We start from the raw sequence: 22,321 nt of genomic DNA on the forward strand, positions 1-22,321 counted from the left end.
CAAGCCTCCTCAGCGGCCGGCTCTGCGCCGGCCCACTTCCGCCGCCAAGGCCTCGGCCTCCGCCGGCAAGGCCTGCGCCACATGCCAATAACGCCGGCAATCCGGCGTCCGCCCCAGCAAGCCCTGCTCCACCAGCTCGCGCCGCAGCAACACATGGTCGCCAAAGGCTTCTTCGGCGCGGATCAAGGCGTTCGCCTCCGGCTCGGACCACTGCTCCCCGCCCGGCAGGCTGGCCCACAAGACCCACAGGCAGACGCGCTGTTCGCTGAATTTCTTAGGCCAGCGCGTCAAGCGGCCCTCGGCGTCGTAATGACGCAACAGCCGCGTCGTCGCCGCGGACAGGCCGGCCGGCGGCGCCGGACGTTCGCATTCCGCCCGCCAGTGCTGGAAGTTCTGGAAGCCGGCGGAACGCGCCAGCATATTGAGGATGTGCACATGGCTGGGCGGAGCGCTTTCCTGCGCCCATTGCTGTTTGAGCGAACGCGCCAGCGCGGAGATGTCGCTGCAATAAAAGGGATAAAGCGTACGAGACATGGTTCGAATCCTGTCGTCGTGCCAAGGTCGGGAGGGACTGCCGCGGTCGCCATTACGGCCTGGCACGGGTTCGAGCCAAGCGGGATGAATCTAGCCAAGACAGGTTTAGCGTGGTGAGGGCACCGGCGACGCCTGGGTGAACTGTTGACCCGCGACGATGCTAACACCGCGCCGTCCGCTTGCAAAGCGCGCGGGCATGAAAAAAGCCGACGCTCGCGCGTCGGCTTTGGGCCCTGCGGCTACCGGATCACTCCAGGCGGCCGTGGCACTGCTTGTACTTCTTGCCGCTGCCGCATGGGCAGGCGTCGTTGCGGCCGATGCGCAGGCCCTGCGCCGCCAGCGCGTCCGGGGACAGCGGATTGTCCTCGTCCTCGCCCAGCGCCGAACCCGGCGCGGCGTGCTGCATTTCGTACTCGCCCACCTGATGCGGCTCCACCGCGTCCACGTCTTCCTGGCTGCGGATCTGCACCGTCATCAGCACATTGACCACGCTGCGCTTGATGCGCTCCAGCATGTCGGCGAACAGTTCGAAGGCTTCGCGCTTGTATTCCTGCTTAGGGTTCTTCTGCGCGTAACCGCGCAGGTGGATGCCCTGACGCAGGTGATCCATCGCCGCCAAATGTTCGCGCCAGTGATTGTCCAGCATCTGCAGCACCAGGCTGCGCTCGAACTGGCGCATCACGCCGTCGCCGGCCAGCTCCACCTTGGCCTGATAGGTCTCGGCGGCTTGCTCGATGATGCGTTCGCGGATGCTTTCGATGTCCAGCGCCGGCTCGGCCTTCAGCCATTCGCTGACCTTGATCGGCAGCAGGAATTCGGCTTCCAGCGTTTTCTCCAGGCCCGGCAGATCCCACTGTTCTTCCATGGATTCCGGCGGCAGGTGCAGGTCCACCAGGTCGGACAACACGCCTTCACGCATATTGACCACCACGTCGGACACATCGCTTTCCACCAGAATTTCATTGCGCTGCTGGTAGATCACCTTGCGCTGGTCGTTGGCGACGTCGTCGTATTCCAGCAATTGCTTGCGGATGTCGAAGTTGCGGCCTTCCACCTTGCGCTGGGCGTTCTCGATGGAGCGGGACACCCACGGGTGCTCAATCGCCTCGCCTTCCGGCATTTTCAGGCGGTCCATGATCGCGGCGACGCGATCGGAGGCGAAGATGCGCAGCAGCGGGTCTTCCAGGCACAGGTAGAAACGGGAGGAGCCCGGGTCGCCCTGACGGCCGGAACGGCCGCGCAGCTGGTTGTCGATACGGCGCGATTCATGGCGCTCGGTGCCCACGATGTGCAGGCCGCCGGCGGCCAGCACCTGATCGTGCACCACTTGCCAATCGGCGCGGATCTTCTCGATGCGGGCGCGCTTCTCCTCGGCGGACAAGCTGTCGTCGGATTCGACGCCCTTGATCTCCGGCTCCGGATTGCCGCCCAGCACGATGTCGGTGCCGCGGCCGGCCATATTGGTGGCCACGGTGATCACGCCAGGGCTGCCGGCCTGCACCACGATGTCGGCTTCGCGCGCGTGTTCCTTGGCGTTCAGCACATTGTGCGGCAGCTTGGCCTTTTGCAGCAGATTGGCGATCAGTTCGGAGTTTTCAATGCTGGTGGTGCCCACCAGCACCGGCTGGCCGCGTTCGTGGCAGTCCTTGATGTCGGCCAGGATGGCGTCGTACTTCTCCTTGGCGGAGCGGTAGACCTTGTCCTGCGCGTCCTTGCGGACCATGGGCCGGTTGGTCGGGATCACCACGGTTTCCAGGCCGTAAATGCTCTGGAATTCGTAAGCTTCGGTGTCGGCGGTGCCGGTCATGCCGGCCAGCTTGCCGTACAGACGGAAGTAGTTCTGGAAGGTGATCGAGGCCAGCGTCTGGTTCTCGCGGTTGATCTCCACGCCTTCCTTGGCTTCCACCGCCTGGTGCAGGCCTTCGGACCAGCGGCGGCCGGACATCAGGCGGCCGGTGAATTCGTCCACGATCACCACTTCACCGTCCTGCACCACATAGTGCTGGTCCTTGTGGAACAGCGAGTGGGCGCGCAGAGCGGCCATCAGATGGTGCATCAGCGTGATGTTGGTGGCGGAATACAGGCTGTCGCCTTCCTTCAGCAGGCCCAGACGGGTCAGGATTTCTTCGCTGTGCTCGTGGCCCGCTTCGGACATCATTACCGAGTTGGCTTTCTCGTCCACCCAGTAATCGCCCTCGCCCTCTTCGGTTTCCTGGCGCTTCAGCATCGGCGGCACCGCGTTCATTCGCTGGTACATGTCGATATTGTCGTCGGCTGGGCCGGAGATGATCAGCGGGGTGCGCGCTTCGTCGATCAGGATGGAGTCCACCTCGTCGATCACCGCGTAGGCCAGCTTGCGCTGCACCTTCTCTTCCACGCTGAACACCATATTGTCACGCAGATAGTCGAAGCCGAATTCGTTGTTGGTGCCGTAGGTGATGTCGCAGGCGTAGGCGCTCTGCTTCTCGTCGTGCGGCATCTGGGACAGGTTGACGCCCACGGAGAGGCCGAGGAAGTTGTACAGCTTGGCCATGATGCCGGCGTCGCGGCTGGCCAGGTAGTCGTTGACGGTGACGACGTGCACGCCGTCGCCGGTCAGCGCGTTCAGATAGGACGGCAGCGTGGCCACCAGGGTCTTGCCCTCGCCGGTGCGCATCTCGGCGATCTTGCCGTAGTGCAGCACCATGCCGCCGATCAGCTGCACGTCGAAATGGCGCATGCCCAGTACCCGTCGCGAGGCTTCGCGGCACACCGCGAAGGCTTCCGGCAACAGGCCGTCCACCGTCTCACCCTTGGCCAGACGTTGCTTGAACTCATCGGTTTTGGCCGCCAAAGCCTCGTCGGACAACGCTTTCAAGCCCTCTTCCAGAGCATTGATGCGCACCACCGTCTGGTGGAATTGCTTCAGAAGCCGGTCATTGCGGCTGCCGAATACTTTTTTAAGCAAAGAAGAAATCATGTAATCGAATCCAGAGACCAGCGGGCTGTTTAGGTAAGGTGTCCGCAAAAATGCCTGAAAGTGTAGCACATTAGCAGTCTTATTTTATGGGGGCGCGCTTGCGCTGTATCAAGGGGGCAGGCGCTGCGCGCGGCCTTTATTTTCCTCCGCGCCCGGCCGCCGCCGGATGCGCGCGCGAAAACCGCCCGCCGCGGCGCGGCCGCGTCCCAAAGCGCGCCGCCCCGGCGTGGCGCTGGCGGGCGGAAGCGGATCAAACTCAAACAAGTGTTGGTTTTAACCCACGTTTCCCTGACAAATTCGAGCAAACACTCAATTAAATTGACACCCGCTGTCATGCCACTTTAATAATCCCTCAAACAATAGCGCCTTTCCGACAAGGGCCGCCCACGGCCCGATTCAGACACAAGCACGCAGGACAATAGAGGGGAGACATCGATGGATCGCAGACAGTTTCTGAAGTGGAGCGGCTTCTTGACCGCCTCCGTCGCCGCCGGCGGCTTGAGCGCATGCGGCGGCGGGGGCGCGGGCAGCCTGCCCGGGGGCTCCGGCGCCGCGATCGGCGTCAACGGCAGCGGCTTTAGCCAGGGCGTGGCCTCCGGCGACCCCAAGCCGGACAGCATCGTGTTGTGGACCCGTGTCGACGGCGGCGACGGCGGCCAGAACGTCAAAGTCACGCTGCAATTGTCCGACCGCGCGGACTTCTCCACCCTGCTGGTGAACGTGGCGCTCAGCGCCCAGCCTGACTGGGACTACACCATACGCCACAAGGTCACCGGCCTTGGCAGCGCCGCCACCTACTACTACCGCTTCCTCACCGGCCCGGCGGTCAGCATGACCGGCCGCACCAAGACCGCGCCGGCCGCCGGCGCGCCGCTGTCCCAGCTCAAGTTCGCCTTCATTTCCTGTCAGGACTGGAGCGTCAACCACTGGGGCGCTTTCGAGGAATTGGCCAATCAGGATCTGGACTTCATCGTCCACCTGGGCGACTACATCTACGAAACCGTCGGCGCCGGCTTCCAGAGCGGCGGCAACGAAACCCGCCACCCGGCGCTGAGCCTGCCCAACGGCACCCTGCGCGCCGACGGCGCCCGCTACGCCACCACGCTGGCGGACTATCGCGCGCTGTACAAGTCCTACCGCAACGACGCCCGCCTGCAGAAACTGCATGCCAGCTTCCCGATGATTGCGATCTGGGACGACCACGAGTTTTCCGACGACTGCTGGCAGGACCGCCAGGAATACACCGCCACCGACGACAGCTCGCCGCAAACCGCACGCCGCCGCAGCGCCAGCCAGGCCTGGTTCGAAAACATGCCGGCCGACGTACGGCTGGACTTGAACAACCCCTCGTTCCAGAACATCCAGATCTACCGCAGCTTCACCTTCGGCGACCTGGCCACCCTGGTGATGACCGACGAGCGCCTGTACCGCAGCGACCACATCATCCCGGAGACCCAGGCCGGCGGCGAAATCGGCAGCCGCTACTTCGTGCAGAAAAACACCCTGGCCCAGGTGGAGGCCGCCAAGATGGCCTCCACCGGCGGCAATCTGCTCAATGTCTCCATCCTGGGCGAGACGCAGCGCGCCTGGTGGCAGACTCAGATGAAGTCCGCCGCCACCACCTGGAAGCTGTGGGGCAATGAAGTCTCGCTGCTGCGCATGGGCTTTGACGGCACCGTCGCGGTGGCCTCGCTGCTGACCCAGGGCCTGGCGCCGCAGCTGGCCGGCATGGGCCTGACTCTGACCCAGCCGCAGATCGCCCAGCTGCAAGGCGCGCTCTATCTGGACCTGGCCGCCGCCAACACAAGCGGCTCCACCCCTGTGGTCAGCTACGCCAATACCCAGCCGCTGTTGAACACCCTCAGCGGCGGCGCGATCTCCGCCGGCGTGTTCAACGCCGCCATCAAGCCCGGCCTGGACGCCAGCCTGCCGCCGTCGATGTTCTTCGATAAATTCATCCTCAACGCCGATCAATGGGACGGCTACAACGCCGAACGCAAAGCGCTGATGGCCTATCTGAAAGCCCAGGGCATCGCCAATGTGGTGGCGCTCACCGGCGACATCCACGCCTTCTTCGCCGGCCCGGTGATGGACGACTACGACGCCGCCAGCCCCGCACCGGTGATGGTGGACCTGGTCACCGCCGGCGTGTCCAGCAACTCGCTGTTCAGCTATTTCAAAAACGTGGTGGACACCGTGCCGGCCTTCTCCAAGGCCAAACCGCTGATCTACACCACGGTCAGCGGCCAGGTGGTCAACACCTTCACCAACACCCTGCAAAGCTTCAACAGCTGGCTCAAATACGTGGACAGCGACGCCCAGGGTTACGCCTTGGTCACGCTGACGCCGGCCAAACTCAGCTGCGCCTTCCACAAGGTGGGCGCGCTGAACGGCGGCGCGGCGCCCAACCCGGCCACCGCCAGCGTCAAAACCGTGGAAGTGGCGGCCGGCAGCCCCGCCGTCAACGTCTTGTAAGCATTGGCGCCGCCGCCCGCTCGGAACGCCGGGAGCGGGTGGCGAAACGCCACTCAGTTTCAAACAGTACAATCCGTCACAAAAGCCCAACAAATCTGCGGCGCCGGTAACATTCCCGTCCACGCAACTCTGCTAGTATCCAGCGCCTACGCCACGCGCATTTTCCCGCCGCAAACCAGCCTCCGCGACAGCCCGCCGTCCCTGATGCTGGCCTATGCTGTGAAGGCAGGCGGGCCGATCCCGGCCGCGCGTCGCGCCGCAACCCCAGATCGTCGGGCCGGCTTTCCGCCGCAACTCCGCCCGGACAAAACAGACTACACACCGCCGGCGTCGGCGGCGATAAACCGGAGAGGCCCGATGACAGCCGTTGTCCGCCATTTCATGCCCGCCACGGCCAAGCGGCTGATTCCCAACCGCTGGGACCTGATCGCGTTTCCGCTCCTGCTCGGCTTCCTGCTGATGGCCACCACCGGCATCCGCGAAACCTGGGCGCCGCTGACCGCGCTGCAAACCGTTCCCATCACGCTGGACCCGGCCAATCTGCCGGAATACGCGCTGCGCACCACGCTGCGCATGCTGGCCGCGATGGCCGCCGCGCTGGTCTTCACCCTGGTTTACGGCACGCTGGCGGCCAAGAGCCGCCGCGCCGGTCTGCTGCTGGTGCCCATGCTGGACATCCTGCAATCGGTGCCGGTGCTGGGCTACATCTCCTTCACCGTCACCTTCTTCCTGGCGCTGTTCCCCGGCCGGGTGCTGGGCGCGGAGTTCGCCGCCATCTTCGCCATCTTCACCAGCCAGGCCTGGAACATGACCTTCAGCTTCTACCAGTCGCTGCGCACCGTGCCGCGCGATCTGGAGGAAGTCTCCGTCAATCTGCGGCTGACGCCGTGGCAGAAGTTCTGGAAGCTGGAAGTGCCGTTCTCCATGCCCGGCATGATCTGGAACATGATGATGAGCATGTCCGGCGGCTGGTTCTTCGTGGTGGCCTCGGAAGCCATCACCGTGGGCGACAAGACCGTCACCCTGCCCGGCGTCGGCTCCTATCTGGCCATGGCCATCCAGCACAAGGATCTGGCCGCGGTGGGCTGGGTGATCCTGACCATGACCGTGGTCATCGTCGTCTACGACCAGTTCCTGTTCCGCCCCATGGTGGCCTGGGCCGACAAATTCCGCCTGGAAGACACCTCCAGCCAATCCGCGCCGGAATCCTGGGTGCTCAAGCTGATCCAGCGCACCCGCGCCATCCAGCTGCTGCTCAAGCCCTTTGGCAAACTGCTGCGCAAAACCGCCCGGCTGCGCCTCAACTACAGCCTGCCGCAAGGCCTGCATTCGGAGGCGCAAACGCCGGTGTCGCGCGGCATCGACGTGGTCTGGTGGCTGCTGGTGGCGGCGCTGGGCCTGCTGGCCAGCTGGAAGCTGCTGACCTTCATCCATACCGAAGTGGGCCCGGCCGAAGTGCTGCGCGTGCTGGGCCTGGGCCTGATCACCCTGCTGCGGGTCACCTTGCTGATCCTGCTGGCCTCGTTGATCTGGGTGCCGCTGGGCGTGCACATCGGCCTGCGCCCGGCGCTGGCGGAAAAAATCCAGCCGCTGGCCCAGTTCCTCGCCGCCTTCCCGGCCAATCTGCTGTTCCCGGTGTTCGTGGTCTTCATCGTCCACTTCAAGCTCAATCCGGACATCTGGCTGTCGCCGCTGATCGTGCTGGGCACCCAGTGGTACATCCTGTTCAACGTGGTGGCCGGCGCCAGCGCCTTCCCCAACGATTTTCGCGAAGCCGCGGCCAATTTCCGCATCCGCGGCTGGCAATGGTGGCGGCAAGTGATGCTGCCCGGCATCTTCCCCTACTACGTCACCGGCGCGATAACGGCGTCGGGCGGAGCCTGGAACGCCAGCATCGTGTCCGAATACGTGTCCTGGGGCGACGACAAACTGGCCGCCCACGGCCTGGGCGCCTATATCGCCCAGACCACCGCCGCCGGCGACTACCCCAAGATCCTGCTCGGCATCGCCGTGATGTCCATCTTCGTCGTTCTGTTCAACCGCCTGTTGTGGCGTCCGCTGTACGCCATCGCCGAAAACAAACTCCGTCTCAGCTAAGGGGGCAACCATGACACTAGACACCACCACCCCGGGCGGGAAATCTTCCAGCTGAAAAACGTCTGCCGCGGCTTCAACAAGGGCAATGACGAAATCCAGGTGCTGGACGACGTCAACCTGACGCTGCGCGAAGGCGAGATCGTCGGCCTGCTGGGCCGTTCCGGCTCCGGCAAATCCACCTTGCTGCGCATCATCGCCGGCCTGATCAAGCCCAGCAGCGGCGACGTCCGCTATCACGACAAGCCCTTGACCGGCCCGGCCGAAGGCGTGGCCATGGTGTTCCAGACCTTCGCGCTCTTCCCCTGGCTGACCGTGCTGCAAAACGTGGAGGCCGGCCTGGAAGCGCTGGGCGTGGAAGCCAAGGAACGCCGCCGCCGCGCGCTGGCCGCCATCGATCTGATCGGCCTGGACGGCTTTGAAAACGCCTACCCGCGCGAACTGTCCGGCGGCATGCGCCAGCGCGTCGGCTTCGCCCGCGGCCTGGTGGTCAACCCCACCCTGCTCTTGATGGACGAGCCCTTCTCCGCGCTGGACGTGCTCACCGCCGAAACGCTGCGCACCGATATGCTGGATCTATGGAGCGAAGGCCAGTTGCCCATCCAGTCCGTGCTCATCGTCACCCACAATATCGAAGAAGCCGTGTTCATGTGCGACCGCATCCTGGTGCTGTCGTCCAATCCCGGCCGCGTGGTGGCGGAAATCAAGGTGCCCTTCCCGCACCGCCGCAACCGGCTGGACCCGGCCTTCCGCAAAATGGTGGACGACATCTACGCGCTGATGACCGCGCGCCGCAGCGCCCATACCCTGCACAAGCTGCCGCTGGAAATCGGCAGCCAGTTAAGCGAGGTCTCCACCAACCTGATGGCCGGCCTGATCGAGGAAGTGGCGCAAGCGCCGTATCACGGCAAGGCGGACATGCCGGAAATCGCGGAAAAGCTGCGGCTGGAAGTGGACGAGTTGTTCCCGGTGGCGGAAATCCTGGAACACCTGGGCTTCGCCGAACTGAAGGACGGCGACATCCTGCTCACCGCCGCCGGCAAGCTGTTCGCCGACTACGGCACCCAGGAACGCAAAGTGCAGTTCGCCGAACACCTGCTGCGCCACGTGCCCATGGCCGCCCACATCCGCAAAGTGCTGCAGGAACGCCCGGGCCAGCGCGCGCCGCGGCTGCGCTTCGCCCAGGAGCTGGAAGACTCCCTGTCCGACGAAACCGCCGAAGAGACGCTGGACACCGTGATCAGCTGGGGGCGCTACGCGGAAATCTTCTCCTACAACGACCACAGCGAAACCTTCAGTCTGGAGGATGTGGAAGGCGGACAGTAAGACTTGGGGGCGCCGCCGGCCCAAGGCTCCCCAAGCGCCCCCCTCAGCGGCTACAATGGACTGTTTTCACTAGACTGCCCGCCATGTTCGGACGCCAATTCAACGACATCGCCAGCAAAGACAGCACCCTGACCCGGCTCACCGCCGAGGCCAAAGAGCTGATGAAGCTGGACCGCGCCTTTCAGAAACTGCTGCCGCCGCTCTTGGTCGGCAGCTGCCGCGCCGTGCGCATCCGCGACGACGAGCTGGTGATTTACACCGACACCGGCATCATCGCCGCCCGCTTGCGCATGCTGGCCCCCGGCCTGTTGCCGCAATTGGCCAAGCAAGGTTTCATCGCCGGCAAGACCCGGGTCAAGGTGGATGTCCGCCTGGCGCGCAAGCCGCGTGAAAAAAAGCTGAAAATCAGCCAGAACGCGTTGGACGGCATGGAAGAAGCCGCCGCCAGCGTCAGCAATCCGCTGGTCAGCGCTGCGCTGGCCAAGCTGATCGCCCACCACCGCAAGTAAAGACCGAGACCGCCGCCCAGCTTGCCGCCGCCGGCCAAACCGGCTTAAAGTCGCGGCATGAAACAACACATCATCATATTGATCGCCGGTCTCGCCGCCGGCTTCGCCCAAGCCGCGTCGACGGAACAGCCGACGCCGGCCGAGGCGGAAGCCGCTTTCAAGACCCAGGCGCTCGCCTCATTCGATTCCAAGCCGGAATCCACCCACACCCTGCTGATGCGCTCCATGGTGGAGTCCACGCTCAAAGACCTGCGCGTCACCGCGGTGAACGACTGCCAGAACGACGAGGAAAACGCCACGCTGGACTGCGAAGTCAGCTATCAGGCCCGCAAGCTCACCGGCAAGCCGGTGGAGCGCGAACAACGGATGCGCTTCAGCCGCCAGGACGGCCAATGGCGCATCGTACCGCCGCCCAAGGACGCGGACGACGAAGAAAGCGGCGCCGCCTCCGCCCCGCAATAGGCTCAGGCCGGCTGGGCCTCGAAGCTGTCCGCCCGCGCCATCTGCCACATGCGGCCGTAAAAGGCCGCCTTGATCTCCGGCTCCAACAACTCGCCCGGCTGCAAAAAGACGTGCAGCTGCGAAAACAGGCGGATCTCGGTATCGCTGACGCGGCGCACCAAGTGATGCGGTCGCAGCTGCGACGGATGTTCCAGCCCTGCCGAGGCCAGCATCTCCGCCAGCGCCTTCATGGTGTTGCGGTGGAAATGAAACACCCGGTCCGCCTTGTCCGGCACCACCAGCGCGCGCTGGCGCAGCGCGTCCTGCGTCGCCACCCCGGTGGGACAGCGGTTGGTGTGGCAGCTCTGGCTCTGGATGCAGCCGATGGCGAACATGAAGCCGCGCGCGGAATTGGCCCAGTCCGCGCCTATGGCGAGCACGCTGGCGATGTCGAAGGCGCTGACCAGCTTGCCGCTGGCGCCTATCTTGATCTTGTCGCGCAGATTCAGACCCACCAGCACATTGTGGACAAACAGCAGGCCCTCGCGCAGCGGCACGCCGATGTGGTCGGTGAACTCCAGCGGCGCCGCGCCGGTGCCGCCCTCCTTGCCGTCCACCACGATGAAATCCGGCAGAATCCCCGTTTCCAGCATCGCCTTGGCGATGCCCATGAACTCCCACGGGTGGCCCAAGCAGAACTTGAAGCCCACCGGCTTGCCGCCGGACAGCTCGCGCAGCCGGGCGATGAAGCGCATCAGTTCGATCGGCGTGGAAAATGCGCTGTGGCGCGACGGCGACACGCAATCCTGCCCCAGCGGCACGCCGCGGGTTGCGGCGATTTCCGGCGTCACCTTGTGCTTGGGCAGAATGCCTCCGTGGCCGGGCTTGGCGCCCTGGCTCAGCTTGATCTCAATCATTTTCACCTGCGGATTGCGCGCCTGCTCGGCGAAGCGCTCCGCGTCGAAACCGCCGGCCGCGTCGCGGCAGCCGAAATAGCCGCTGCCCAGCTCCCACACCAGCGCGCCGCCATGTTCCAAGTGATAAGGGCTGATGCTGCCCTCGCCGGTGTCGTGATAGAAGTCGCCGCGTTGCGCGCCCTGGTTCAAGGCGCGGATGGCGTTGGCGCTGAGCGCGCCGAAACTCATTGCCGACACATTGAACAGAGACGCCGAATACGGCTGCGCGCACTGCGGACCGCCGATCTCCACGCGGAAACCGGCCGGATCGCTCAGCGGCGCCGGCCTCATCGAATGGCTGATGAACTCGAAGCCCGGCTGGTACACATCGATCAAGGTGCCGAACGGCTTGTCCGCGCCCTCGTTCTTGGCCCGCGCGTACACCAGAGAGCGCTGCGCGCGCGAAAACGGCAGCTGCTCGCGGTCGGACTCCAGCAAATACTGGCGGATTTCCGGACGGATGCTTTCCACCAGGTAGCGGATATTGCCCAGGATCGGGTAATTGCGCCGCACCGCGTGACGGGTTTGCAGCAGATCGAACACCCCCAGCAGCGTCAGCGCGGCCGCCGCCAGCGTGAACGGCCACAACCACTCGTAATGGACGAAAGGCAGGCTGAACAAGGTGAACAACAGGCAACAGGAGAAGAAAGCGTAACGACTCAACAAAGACACACTCATGTGGACTCCAAAACTAGGTGGCGGAGAAGGCCCAGGGTAAGGTGACGCCCCGCCGCGCACAAGCCGCGGCAAGCGCCCATTCACATTAATAAATACATTCACTACATAGATAGTCCGCCACCTGATCTAAAGGCCGGCTCCACAAACACGACGACTATCCGGAAGATAACATCGCTCGACATCCACACCGCCGCGGCCCGGCCGCCGGTTCATTAGATAAAACGATGGAATCCACCACATGCCCAGCCTGCAACGCTTCCGCCCGGACACCGCGCCGGAAACCCTGATCGCCGCGCTAGAACAAGACGGCGGCATCGTGATAGAACAGCTGTTGACCCCGGAAAGCCTGGCCCAGTTCCGCGCCCAGCTGCAACCGTTGCTGGACCGCTCCGCCCCCTGTCAGGGCGATTTCTACGGCTACGCCACGCGCAGGATCAGCGGTCTGATCGAACGCGTGCCCGTCACCCGCGAACTCGCCGCCCATCCGCTGATCCTGCAAGTGATGGACGCCTTCCTGCTGCGCGGCTGCCGCGAATACCAGCTCAATCTGACCCAGGCCATCAGCATCGGCCCCGGCGAACCGCGCCAATTCCTGCACAGCGACGATCTGATGTTCCCCGGCACCGCGCCCGGATCGGAAAAAATGATCAACTGCATGTACGCGCTGGACGACTTCACCGAACAGAACGGCGCCACCTGCGTCGTGCCCGGCAGCCACCGCTGGCCCGAGCCGCGCGAAGCCCGTCCGGAAGAAGTCATCAGCGCCGCCATGCCCGCCGGCTCGGTGCTGATCTACCTGGGCTCGCTGACCCACTGCGGCGGCGCCAACCACAGCGACCAAGCGCGCACCGGCGTGGTCATCAGCTACAACCTGGGCTGGCTGCGCCAGGCGGAAAACCAATATCTCGCCGTTTCCCGCGAACTGGCCCGCACGCTGCCGCCGCGGCTGCAACGGCTGCTGGGCTACTTCGTTCACGCGCCCAATCTCGGCAGCATAGACGGCCGCGACCCGATAGAGCTGCTGCGCGATCAGCCGCCGGCGGACACGCTGTTCCGCGAATTCCTGCCGGAGGAAATTCGCCAGCCGCTGGCGGAAGCGCGCGCCGCCGCGCTGCGCGCCGACTAAACGCCGACATCCTGCCGCAACACGGCGGCGGGATGATGGACCACACCGCACGCTCTCAGACAAGGACGCATCATGACCGCCGCCGATGAACAGGACAGCTCGTTGCCAGCCGAAACGGACGCCCCGCAAGACCCCTCCCGCCGCCGCCTGTTCGAAGGCCTGGCCGCCATCGGCGCCAGTTGCGCCTTGCCCGCCGCCGCCGCGCCCAGCAGCCACCCGCGCCGCGGCAAGCTGGACGCGCTGCTCAAGGCCAATATCAAAAACGTGGTGGTGATCTACCTGGAAAACCGCAGCTTCAACAACCTCTACGGCAACTTCCCCGGCGTGGCCCAGCCGCTGAGCGCGGTCAAGCCGGAACAGGCGCAGCAACGCGACCGCGACGGTCAGCCGCTGTCCGGCCTGCCCAAGATCTGGGGCGGCCTGGTGCCCACCGGCCAGACCGTGGCCGGCAAGCGCTATTTCATCGAAGAAAAAGACATCCACGGCCTGCCCAACGCGCCCTTCCCGCTAAAGGACGCCGAAGGCCAGCCGCTGCCGGAGGCGGTGATCACCCGCGATCTCTGTCATCTGTTCTATCACAACCAGATGCAGATCAACGACGGCCGCAACGACCAGTTCGTCGCCTGGGCCGATTCCGGCGCGCTGGTGATGGGCCACTACCCGGACACTGCTCGCACGCTCAACCAATGGCAGATCGCCCGCCGCTTCACCCTGTGCGACAACTTCTTCATGGCGGCCTTCGGTGGCTCCTACCTCAACCACCAATTCCTGATCTCCGCGCGCACCCCGGAATACTTCAACGCCGCCCAGACCCCGGCCAAGAAGAAAATCGCCGTACTGGCCGACGGGCCCACCGGCCACCAGTTGGCGCTGGACCCCAAATCCCCGGCCTCCGCGCTGGACGGCCCGCCCAAATTCGTCAACAACGGCGCCATCACCCCGGACGGCTACGCGGTCAACACCATGGCCCCGCCCTACCAGCCCAGCTTCGTGCGGCCAGCGGAAGGCGGCGACAAGCGCTACGCCGACCCGCAAGACCCCAGCACCCTGCCGCCGCAAAGCTACCGCACCATAGGCGACCTCTTGTCCGAGAAGCACATAGACTGGGCCTGGTACGGCGGCAGCTGGCAGGCGGCGCTGGACGGCAAGGGCGGCGGCGACGCGCCCAACTTCCAGTACCACCACCAGCCCTTCAACTACTTCCGCCAGTTCGCGCCCGGCAGCGCCGCCCGCGAGCGCCATCTGCTGGACGGAGGCCTGGGCGACAGCCCGATTTCCAACCGCTTCATCGCCGATGCTGTGGCCGGCAAACTGCCCGCGGTGGCCTTCTACAAGCCGCAGGGCAATCTGAACATGCACGCCGGTTATTCCGACGTGGAGTCCGGCGACCGTCATGTGGCCAATGTGTTGCAGCATTTGATGAGCGGGCCGCAGTGGAAGCATATGCTGGTGGTGATCACCCACGATGAGAACGGCGGCTGGTGGGACCATGTGGCGCCGCCGCAGGGGGACCGCTGGGGCCGGGCTCGCGGATTCCGGCGATCATCGCCTCGCCGTTCGCCAAGCGCGGGCATGTGGACCACACCTTTTACGACACCACGTCCATCATCCGTTTCATCAGCCGGCTGCACGATTTGCCGGAGCTGGAGGGGTGAGCGCGCGCAATGCGGCCTTCCGCGCGCGCGGCGCGCAGCCGCCGGGGATTTGACCGGGGCTTTGGCGTTTGCGTGAGGGGCTTGGTGAGTAGGGTTTGCTTCTTCGCAGCCCTACACTTGCTTAGGGCTAGTGTCTAAGGAATTTGAATCCGCTACGCGGATAATGATTTTCATTGCCGGGGCTGCCCGGCGGGCAGGAAGGGGAATTTGCTCGGCCAAATTCCCCTTCACCCCAAAGGCCGCCCTGCAAGCCTGGCCTGTGGCTTCCCGCCGGGCCCGTCAGGCCCGAGGCGCGGCTGAACTCGCACCGCGCTAACGTCGCGGTGCTCGAACAGGCAGCCGCTTAAGACCTCGGACCTGCCACCCGTCGGCAGGCTTGAAGGGACTAGGGGCGCGTCGAATACGTGGTTTCCTTTATGGAATAAGACTTATCCACAGACAAGGGTAGTGAAGCAAAGTTACCCACAAAGCGGCCTAGGCAGCGAATCAACCATCCCCTATCTCGAAAATTGACCACCTCGTGTAGTAACCAAGTGTCCCCTCGGCGCGCGCTCCGGGTTTCGCGTCCTGGGGACGAGGGGATGGAAGGGGCGGCGGCCCGCCCCCTCCCCGTCTTATTCCCTCGCGACGCTGCGCTTGCCTCGCTCGGTCAGCGCGGAAAGCGGCACCTAAATTAATATCCGCGTAGCGGATTCAAAACCAGATCACTCAACAACTAAGCCCCGCTCAATCAAAGCAACCACCCCACCTTGACCCCAGCCGCCCCCTCAGCAACAATCGCCCGGTGTCGACAATAACGGCACACGGGATTGGCGTCCCGTAAGTTGACAGAGGGCTCACACTTTCCGGTGTGAGCTTGGTTTTACCATGAGCGTGCTACTTGGCAGACGCATGGTGGGCTATAAGCCTCCATTTTCAACTATTTGATTTGTTTAGACGCCAATCCTGTTCCCTCTGCTTTGGGATCAGGTGCTTCATCTTGTGTCATTACAGGAGAAACACCATGCAACACCCTCAAAACTTTCCCCCGCGCCGTCGCTACAAATTGAACGCTCTGGAACAACAGAGCGCACTGCTCCCCTTCGTCCGCTTCTGCCCCGGCCACACCTACCCGCATTACTGGCAAATGCCCACACCCAGCAAGGATCTCCTCGCCGACCACGCCTATGGCCGCGAATGCGCGGCTCACCTGTTGCAATGGATGAAGGACAATCGGGAATACGTCGGTAAAGGCCTGCTCAGCCGCGTGGCGCGCGACATTGATTTTGACGACCGCGACGGACGCGGCCAGTGGATGGGTTTCTTCAACTATCTGGAAATCATGATGCTGCTGGGGGCCGACCGGGTCCGGGTTTACCGCCATGTCGATAGCCAACACCAGATCTATCTGGCGCTGGGACAGCGCTTCAGCCTGGAAGCGCGCTTCCGCCGCATCCGCCTGCGAAACCGCTAAGCGTCTTGCGGTGGGTATCGCTGCGCTCCACCCACCCTACGGCAGGCGGTTTGTAGGGTGGGTGGAGCCGATAGGCGATACCCACCAACAAGCTAGACCCAGCCATCTTGCAAAAAAAAACGCCCCGACTTCCGGGGCGTTTTGAATGGAAGCGACAAGCGCTCAAATCACGTAATCCTGACCTTCCTGCTTGGCGAACACCGACAGCTTCTTCGGCGTCACATACAGGCTGTCGCCAGGCAAGACGCCCAACTCGCGGTAACGCTCCTTGCTCACCGCCGCCTCAATGCTCCGGCCATCGGCCTGCACCAGCTCCACCCGCACAATGGGCCCCACCGCGTGGATATGCTCCACCGTGCCCTGCGCCAGCGCGCCGTCGGCCTGGCGCGACAGGTCCAGATCATGCGGGCGCACATAGGCCACCGCCTCGTCGCCGCTGGCCAGCGTCAGCCCTTCCAATGCATGAGCGTAGCCGCCGATCTGCAGCTGACCGCGCTCGATGCGGCCGTGGAACAGGTTCACATCGCCCAGGAACTGGGTGACGAAGGGCGTGGCCGGGTTTTCGTAGATATCGTCCGGGCGGCCCACTTGCTCGATGTGGCCGTGGTCCATCACCACCACCCGGTCCGACACTTCCAGCGCTTCTTCCTGATCGTGGGTGACGAACACGCTGGTGATGTGCATATCGTTGTGCAGATCGCGCAGCCAGCGGCGCAGGTCCTTGCGCACCTTGGCGTCCAGCGCGCCGAAGGGTTCGTCCAGCAGCAGCACCTTGGGCTCCACCGCCAGCGAACGCGCCAAGGCGATGCGCTGGCGCTGGCCGCCGGACAGCTGGCCGGGATAGGCGTCCGCCAGCCAGTCCAGCTGCACCATTTTCAGCAGCTGCATCACTTTGTCGCGGATCTCGTCCTTGCCGGGCCGGCTCTTGCGCGGCTTGACGCTGAGGCCAAAGGCCACGTTGTCGAACACCGTCATGTGGCGGAACAGCGCGTAATGCTGGAACACGAAGCCCACTTCGCGCTCGGCCACATGGGTGTGGGTGGCGTCGGCGCCGGAAAACAGCACCTGCCCGGCGTCCGGCTGTTCCAGGCCGGCGATGATGCGCAGCAAGGTGGTCTTGCCGCAGCCGGACGGCCCCAGCAGCGCCAGCAGTTCGCCGGCTTCCACGTTGAGGCTGACATTGTCCAGCGCGACGAAATCGCCGAACTGTTTGCGGATATTGCGGATTTCTATGCTCATGCGGGCTGGTCCTTGGCTATGGCGCGGCCGGCGGCGGCCAGGCGAGCGGCCGCGCTGCGTTCCGCGGCGGCGTCGCTCTGTCGCGCCATCCGCCACTCCACCAGGCTCTTGACGCCCAGGGTGACCAGGGCGAGGAAGGCCAATAGCGAAGCGCAGGCGAAGGCGCCGACGAAGTTGTACTCGTTGTACAGGATTTCCACATGCAGCGGAATGGTATTGGTTTGGCCGCGGATATGGCCGGACACCACGCTGACCGCCCCGAATTCCCCCATTGCGCGGGCATTGGTCAGGATCACGCCGTAGAGCAGGCCCCATTTGACATTGGGCAGGGTCACGCGCCAAAAGGTCTGCCAGCCGGAGGCGCCCAAGACCAGCGCCGCCTGCTCCTCGTCCGCGCCCTGGGCCTGCATCAGCGGGATCAGTTCGCGGGCCACGAAGGGGAAGGTGACGAAGACGGTGGCCAGCACGATGCCGGGCACGGCGAAGATCACTTGCAGGCCGTGCTGTTGCAGCCAGCCGCCCAGCGCGGTGTTGACGCCGAACAAGAGCACGTACATCAGGCCGGCCACCACCGGCGACACCGCGAACGGCAGGTCGATCAGCGTGGTCAGGAAGCTCTTGCCGCGGAATTCGAAACGGGCGATGGCCCAGGCCGCCGCCACGCCGAACACCAGGTTCAGCGGCACGGCGATGACGGCGGCGGTCAGCGTCAGCTTGATGGCCGCCCATGCGTCCGGCTCCACCAGCGCGGCCAGGTACAGGTCCCAGCCCTTGCGGAAGGCTTCCCAAAACACCGCCAGCAGCGGCACCAGCAGGAACAGGAACAAGAAGGCCAGTGCCAGGCCGGTCAGCAGATAGCGCACCGTGCGCGATTCAGTGGTCAGGCTTTGCATATCATTTACCCGCGCCGTGGCGGCGCGCGGCCCACCATTGGATGAGGTTGATGGCGAACAGGAACAGGAAGGAGATGGCCAGCATCACCAGCGCCACCGCCACCGCGCCGTTTTGATCGAACTGGTCCAGCTTGGCGGCGATGATCAGCGGGGCGATTTCCGACACCATCGGGATATTGCCGGCGATGAAGATCACCGAGCCGTATTCGCCGGTGGCGCGGGCGAAGGCCATCGCGCCGCCGGTGATCAAGGCCGGCAACGCCGCCGGGAAGATCACGCGCCGGAAAATGTCCCAGCGTCCGGCGCCCAGACAGGTGGCGGCTTCTTCCAGCTCGCGCTCCAGGTCTTCCAGCACCGGCTGCACCGTGCGCACCACGAAGGGCAGGCCGATGAAGGTCAGTGCCACAATGATGCCCAGCGGGGTGAACGACACTTTCAGGCCCAGCGGCTCCAGGTATTGGCCTATCCAGCCGTTGGGCGCGTACAGCGTGGTCAGCGCGATGCCGGCCACCGCGGTGGGCAGCGCGAACGGCAGGTCCACCAGCGCGTCTATCAGCCGCTTGCCGGGAAAGCGGTAGCGCACCAGCACCCAGGCCACCAGGAAACCGAACAGCAGATTGATCAGCGCGGCGATGCCGGCGGAAACAAAGGACAGGCGGATGGCGGCGGCCACGCGCTCATGGGCCACCGCGTCGACGAAGGCCGCCCAACCCATGCCGTGCGCCGACCACAGCAGCGCGGCAAAGGGCAGCAGCACGATCAGGCCCAGCCAGAACAGGGTGATGCCGAAGGACAGGCCGAAGCCGGGCAGCACCGAGTGGCGCTTATTGATCAGATTGAAGCCGCTGGCCGCCATCACGCGCTCATTTCTTGCTGAAGATCTGGTCGAAGCTGCCGCCGTCGGCGAAGTGCTTCTGATTGACCGCGGTCCAGGAGCCGAACACGCTGGCCACGGTGAAGGTTTTCACCGCCGGGAAGCGGGAGGCGAACTGCTTGGCCACCGCCGGGTCTTGCGGCCGCAGGTAGTTGTCGGCGGCCAGTTTTTGGCCTTCCGGGCTCCACAGATATTGCAGATAGGCTTCCGCCTGCTTGCGGCTGCCCTTGCGGTCCACCACTTTGTCCACCACGGACACCGGGTTCTCGGCCAGCACGGACACGCTGGGGTAAACCAGTTCAAAGCCGCCGCGGCCGAATTCGCGGGCGATCATTTCCGCCTCGTTCTCAAAGGTCACCAGCACGTCGCCAATCTGGCGCTGCATGAAGGTGGTGGTGGCGGCGCGGCCGCCGCCGTCCAGCACCGGCACGTTCTTGAAGATGCGGCCTACCAGATCCTGGGCCTTGGCCTCGTTGCCGCCCGGCTGTTTCAGCGCATAGCCCCAGGCCGCCAGATAGCTGTAGCGGCCGTTGCCGGAAGTCTTGGGATTGGGAATCACCACTTTCAGGCCCGGCTTGGCCAGATCGCTCCAGTCGCGCACTTGCTGCGGATTGCCCTTGCGCACCAGGAACACGATGGTGGAGGTGAACGGCACCGCGTGGTTGGGCAGGCGGCTGGCCCAGTTGGACGGCACCAGGCCCTTGCCCGCCAGCAGGTCGATATCGGTGGCCTGGTTCATGGTGATCACGTCGGCGGCCAGGCCGTTGGCCACCGCCAGCGCCTGCTTGCTGGAGCCGCCGTGCGACTGCTGCAGGGTGACGGTTTCGCCGGTCTTGGCCTTATAGGCTTTCTGAAAGGCCGGGTTGTAGTCCTTGTAGAAGTCGCGCATCACGTCGTAGGACACGTTGAGCAATGTGGCGTCGGCCAGCGCGGAGCCTGACGCGGCCAGCAACAGGGCGGCCAGGGCGAGACGGAGCTTCATGGACAGACCTTTTCTGAATGGATGATCGGCGATGTTCCCGAGATGTTCCCGACTATACCCAAGGACTGTTATATCCATAAATAATATTGTGAAATACTCTTATCCCTCAATCATCTAACAAGCCCGCCCCACCCTCTTCGCATTCCCGCGCGCTCCAGCGGCGCGCGCACCGCTCTGGCCGCCCTCCCCGCTTTGGTTTACTCTCAGAGTCAATCCTCTATTCTGGCTCTCGGAAGTTTCCACGATGAACGTCAAAGACTATATGCAACAGGCGGGCAAGGCCGCCCGCAAAGCCAGCCGCGAACTGGCCCGCGCCGACACCGCGCAGAAGAACCACGCGCTGCTGGCGATGGCGGACGCCATCCTGCGCGAGCAGGCGCAGCTGCTGGCCGCCAACGCCCTGGACATGGAGGCCGCGCGCAAGGCCGGCCTGGAGCCGGCGCTGCTGGACCGCCTGGCCTTGAACGAGAATACCGTCGCCGGCATGGCCGAAGGCCTGCGCCAAATCGCCGCGCTGCCGGACCCGGTGGGCGAGGTCAGCGAGATGGCCTACCGCCCTTCCGGCATCCAGCTGGGCAAGATGCGAGTGCCCTTGGGCGTGGTGGGCATCATTTACGAGGCCCGCCCCAACGTCACCGCCGACGCCGCCGGCCTGTGCCTGAAATCCGGCAACGCCGCGCTGTTGCGCGGCGGCTCCGAGGCTTTCCACAGCAATCAGGCCATCGCCGCCTGCGTGCACGAGGGCCTGCGCGAAGCCGGCCTGCCGGCCGAGGCGGTGCAGGTGCTGGCCACCACCGACCGCGCCGCGGTGGGCGAGATGATCACCATGCCGCAATACGTGGACGTGATCGTGCCGCGCGGCGGCAAGGGCCTGATCGCCCGCATCAGCGCCGAGGCGCGGGTGCCAGTGATCAAGCATCTGGACGGCAACTGCCATGTCTACATCGACGACACCGCCAGCCCGGACAAGGCTTTCGACATCGCGCTGAACGCCAAGACCCATCGCTACGGCACGTGCAACACCATGGAAACTCTGTTGGTGCACACCGCCTTCGCGGAATTCATCCTGCCGCGCCTGGCTGCGGCCTATTGGGAAAAAGGCGTGGAGCTGCGCGGCTGCGAACGCACCCGCGCCATCCTGGGCGACAAGGTGCGTCCGGCCGGGGAAGAGGACTGGGCCAGCGAATACCTGGCGCCCATCCTGGCCGTCAAGGTGGTCAAGGATCTGGACGAAGCCATCGAACATATCAACCACTGGGGCAGCCACCACACCGACGCCATCGTGTCCGAAGACTACGGCCGCACCCGCCGCTTCCTGCGCGAGGTGGACTCCGCCAGCGTGATGGTCAACACCTCCACCCGCTTCGCCGACGGTTTTGAATACGGGCTGGGCGCGGAAATCGGCATTTCCACCGACAAGATCCACGCGCGCGGCCCGGTGGGCCTGACCGGTCTGACCAGCCAAAAGTGGATCGTGCTGGGCGACGGCCATATCCGTTCCTGATCCCGCCGCATCGAAGGCCGCTTGCTTGAGCGGCTTTCGCTACGCCGCCGGCCTCGCTGCCGGCGGCGTTTTCATTGATAATCGCTGCTTTGCTTCCATACCGGGCGATTCCATGCTGACCCTGAACCAACAAGACTTGGCCGCGCTGTCGGCCAAAGCCGCCTGTGCGCCGCGCCTGCGCGCCAATCAGAATTTCCACGTCCAGCTGGAAGACCCGATCCAGCGCCTGGCCATCGCCATGGAGCCGGACACCTATGTCCGCCCGCACCGCCACGACCACAGCTGGGAAATGCTGATCGCGCTCAGCGGCGCCTTTGAAGTGATCGTTTTCGACGAGGCCGGCGTGGTGCAAGGCCGCCATCGCTTGGGCGCGGACGGCGCGCGCGTCTTCGAAATGCCGGCCAACACCTGGCACTCGGTGGTGTCGCTGCAACCGGGCAGCGTGGTGTTCGAAGTCAAGCACGGCCCGTATCTGCCGCTGCAGGACCAGAACCTGGCCGCCTGGTCCCCGGTCGAAGGTTCCGAGCGCGTGCCGGCGATGCTGGATTTCCTGCGCCGCGCTCAAGCCAGCCAGCGCTTCGACGGCTGAGCCCCGCGCCGGTCAAACGGCTAGCCGAATAAGC

17 protein-coding genes are annotated in these 22,321 nt (G+C 64.7%); 10 read left to right on the top strand and 7 right to left on the bottom strand.

What is annotated here, in order from left to right:
- Positions 1–9: 9 nt before the first annotated feature.
- Both HQN78_RS16290 and secA read right to left on the bottom strand, forming a co-directional pair.
- Entirely contained in the window at positions 10–534 is a 525-nt protein-coding gene (locus HQN78_RS16290; protein ID WP_107797859.1) for a DUF2087 domain-containing protein, read from the bottom strand.
- A gap of 247 nt (positions 535–781) precedes the next feature.
- Entirely contained in the window at positions 782–3,493 is a 2,712-nt protein-coding gene (secA, locus tag HQN78_RS16295) for a preprotein translocase subunit SecA (RefSeq protein ID WP_227106503.1), read from the bottom strand.
- 435 nt (positions 3,494–3,928) lie between these two features.
- Here secA and HQN78_RS16300 point away from each other — a divergent pair, with 435 nt between their 5' ends.
- The 5 genes from HQN78_RS16300 to HQN78_RS16320 all read left to right on the top strand — a co-directional run bounded on the left by HQN78_RS16300 (position 3,929) and on the right by HQN78_RS16320 (position 10,359).
- Complete coding sequence (locus tag HQN78_RS16300) at positions 3,929–5,968, top strand: alkaline phosphatase (RefSeq protein ID WP_235084909.1); 2,040 nt, start codon at positions 3,929–3,931, stop codon at positions 5,966–5,968.
- A 357-nt stretch (positions 5,969–6,325) separates the two neighbouring features.
- The gene (locus tag HQN78_RS16305; protein ID WP_235084911.1) at positions 6,326–8,065 is read left to right on the top strand and encodes an ABC transporter permease subunit; all 1,740 of its coding nucleotides are present in this window, start codon (positions 6,326–6,328) and stop codon (positions 8,063–8,065) included.
- 99 nt (positions 8,066–8,164) lie between these two features.
- Positions 8,165–9,388 (top strand): AAA-associated domain-containing protein, encoded by a 1,224-nt coding sequence (locus tag HQN78_RS16310; protein ID WP_235084913.1) that lies wholly within the window; start codon positions 8,165–8,167, stop codon positions 9,386–9,388.
- Between the two features lie 83 nt (positions 9,389–9,471).
- Entirely contained in the window at positions 9,472–9,897 is a 426-nt protein-coding gene (locus tag HQN78_RS16315) for a DUF721 domain-containing protein (RefSeq protein WP_048413534.1), read from the top strand.
- A 57-nt stretch (positions 9,898–9,954) separates the two neighbouring features.
- Positions 9,955–10,359 carry a hypothetical protein gene (locus tag HQN78_RS16320; RefSeq protein WP_235084915.1) on the top strand — a complete coding sequence of 135 codons (405 nt, stop codon included), beginning with the start codon at positions 9,955–9,957 and terminating at the stop codon, positions 10,357–10,359.
- A 2-nt stretch (positions 10,360–10,361) separates the two neighbouring features.
- Here HQN78_RS16320 and HQN78_RS16325 read toward each other — a convergent pair whose 3' ends face one another.
- Positions 10,362–11,972: an FMN-binding glutamate synthase family protein gene (locus HQN78_RS16325; RefSeq protein ID WP_107797853.1), complete on the bottom strand. Its 1,611-nt coding sequence runs from the start codon at positions 11,970–11,972 to the stop codon at positions 10,362–10,364.
- A 238-nt stretch (positions 11,973–12,210) separates the two neighbouring features.
- On the opposite strand from HQN78_RS16325, the gene HQN78_RS16330 reads away from it, so the two are divergent.
- The 3 genes from HQN78_RS16330 (at position 12,211) to HQN78_RS16340 (ending at position 16,206) form a co-directional block, all read left to right on the top strand.
- Positions 12,211–13,098 carry a phytanoyl-CoA dioxygenase family protein gene (locus tag HQN78_RS16330; RefSeq protein ID WP_235084918.1) on the top strand — a complete coding sequence of 296 codons (888 nt, stop codon included), beginning with the start codon at positions 12,211–12,213 and terminating at the stop codon, positions 13,096–13,098.
- A gap of 72 nt (positions 13,099–13,170) precedes the next feature.
- The gene (acpA, locus tag HQN78_RS16335; RefSeq protein ID WP_235084920.1) at positions 13,171–14,829 is read left to right on the top strand and encodes an acid phosphatase; all 1,659 of its coding nucleotides are present in this window, start codon (positions 13,171–13,173) and stop codon (positions 14,827–14,829) included.
- Positions 14,830–15,756: 927 nt separating this feature from the next.
- On the top strand, positions 15,757–16,206 hold the full coding sequence (locus HQN78_RS16340) for a hypothetical protein (RefSeq protein WP_235084922.1): 450 nt from the start codon (positions 15,757–15,759) through the stop codon (positions 16,204–16,206).
- A 162-nt stretch (positions 16,207–16,368) separates the two neighbouring features.
- On the opposite strand, the gene HQN78_RS16345 is transcribed toward HQN78_RS16340, so the two are convergent.
- Genes HQN78_RS16345 through HQN78_RS16360 form a run of 4 tightly spaced genes read right to left on the bottom strand, consistent with a single transcriptional unit; the run spans position 16,369 to position 20,194 of the window.
- A complete protein-coding gene (locus HQN78_RS16345) occupies positions 16,369–17,445 on the bottom strand; it encodes a sulfate/molybdate ABC transporter ATP-binding protein (protein WP_107797848.1) in 1,077 nt (358 codons plus the stop codon).
- The gene (cysW, locus tag HQN78_RS16350) at positions 17,442–18,338 is read right to left on the bottom strand and encodes a sulfate ABC transporter permease subunit CysW (protein WP_048408326.1); all 897 of its coding nucleotides are present in this window, start codon (positions 18,336–18,338) and stop codon (positions 17,442–17,444) included. The genes HQN78_RS16345 and cysW overlap by 4 nt, the downstream gene beginning before the upstream one ends.
- Before the next feature lies 1 nt (position 18,339).
- Positions 18,340–19,194, bottom strand: a complete 855-nt coding sequence (gene cysT, locus HQN78_RS16355) for a sulfate ABC transporter permease subunit CysT (protein WP_048408327.1) — start codon at positions 19,192–19,194, stop codon at positions 18,340–18,342.
- A gap of 7 nt (positions 19,195–19,201) precedes the next feature.
- Positions 19,202–20,194: a sulfate ABC transporter substrate-binding protein gene (locus HQN78_RS16360; protein ID WP_235084925.1), complete on the bottom strand. Its 993-nt coding sequence runs from the start codon at positions 20,192–20,194 to the stop codon at positions 19,202–19,204.
- Positions 20,195–20,438: 244 nt separating this feature from the next.
- Here HQN78_RS16360 and HQN78_RS16365 point away from each other — a divergent pair, with 244 nt between their 5' ends.
- Both HQN78_RS16365 and HQN78_RS16370 read left to right on the top strand, forming a co-directional pair.
- Positions 20,439–21,698, top strand: coding sequence for a glutamate-5-semialdehyde dehydrogenase (locus HQN78_RS16365; RefSeq protein ID WP_235084927.1), 1,260 nt, complete (start codon positions 20,439–20,441; stop codon positions 21,696–21,698).
- A 112-nt stretch (positions 21,699–21,810) separates the two neighbouring features.
- The gene (locus HQN78_RS16370) at positions 21,811–22,287 is read left to right on the top strand and encodes a WbuC family cupin fold metalloprotein (protein ID WP_235084931.1); all 477 of its coding nucleotides are present in this window, start codon (positions 21,811–21,813) and stop codon (positions 22,285–22,287) included.
- Positions 22,288–22,321: the final 34 nt, after the last annotated feature.

The sequence above is a fragment of the Chromobacterium sp. Beijing genome (genome assembly GCF_021496765.1).
Lineage (GTDB): Bacteria > Pseudomonadota > Gammaproteobacteria > Burkholderiales > Chromobacteriaceae > Chromobacterium.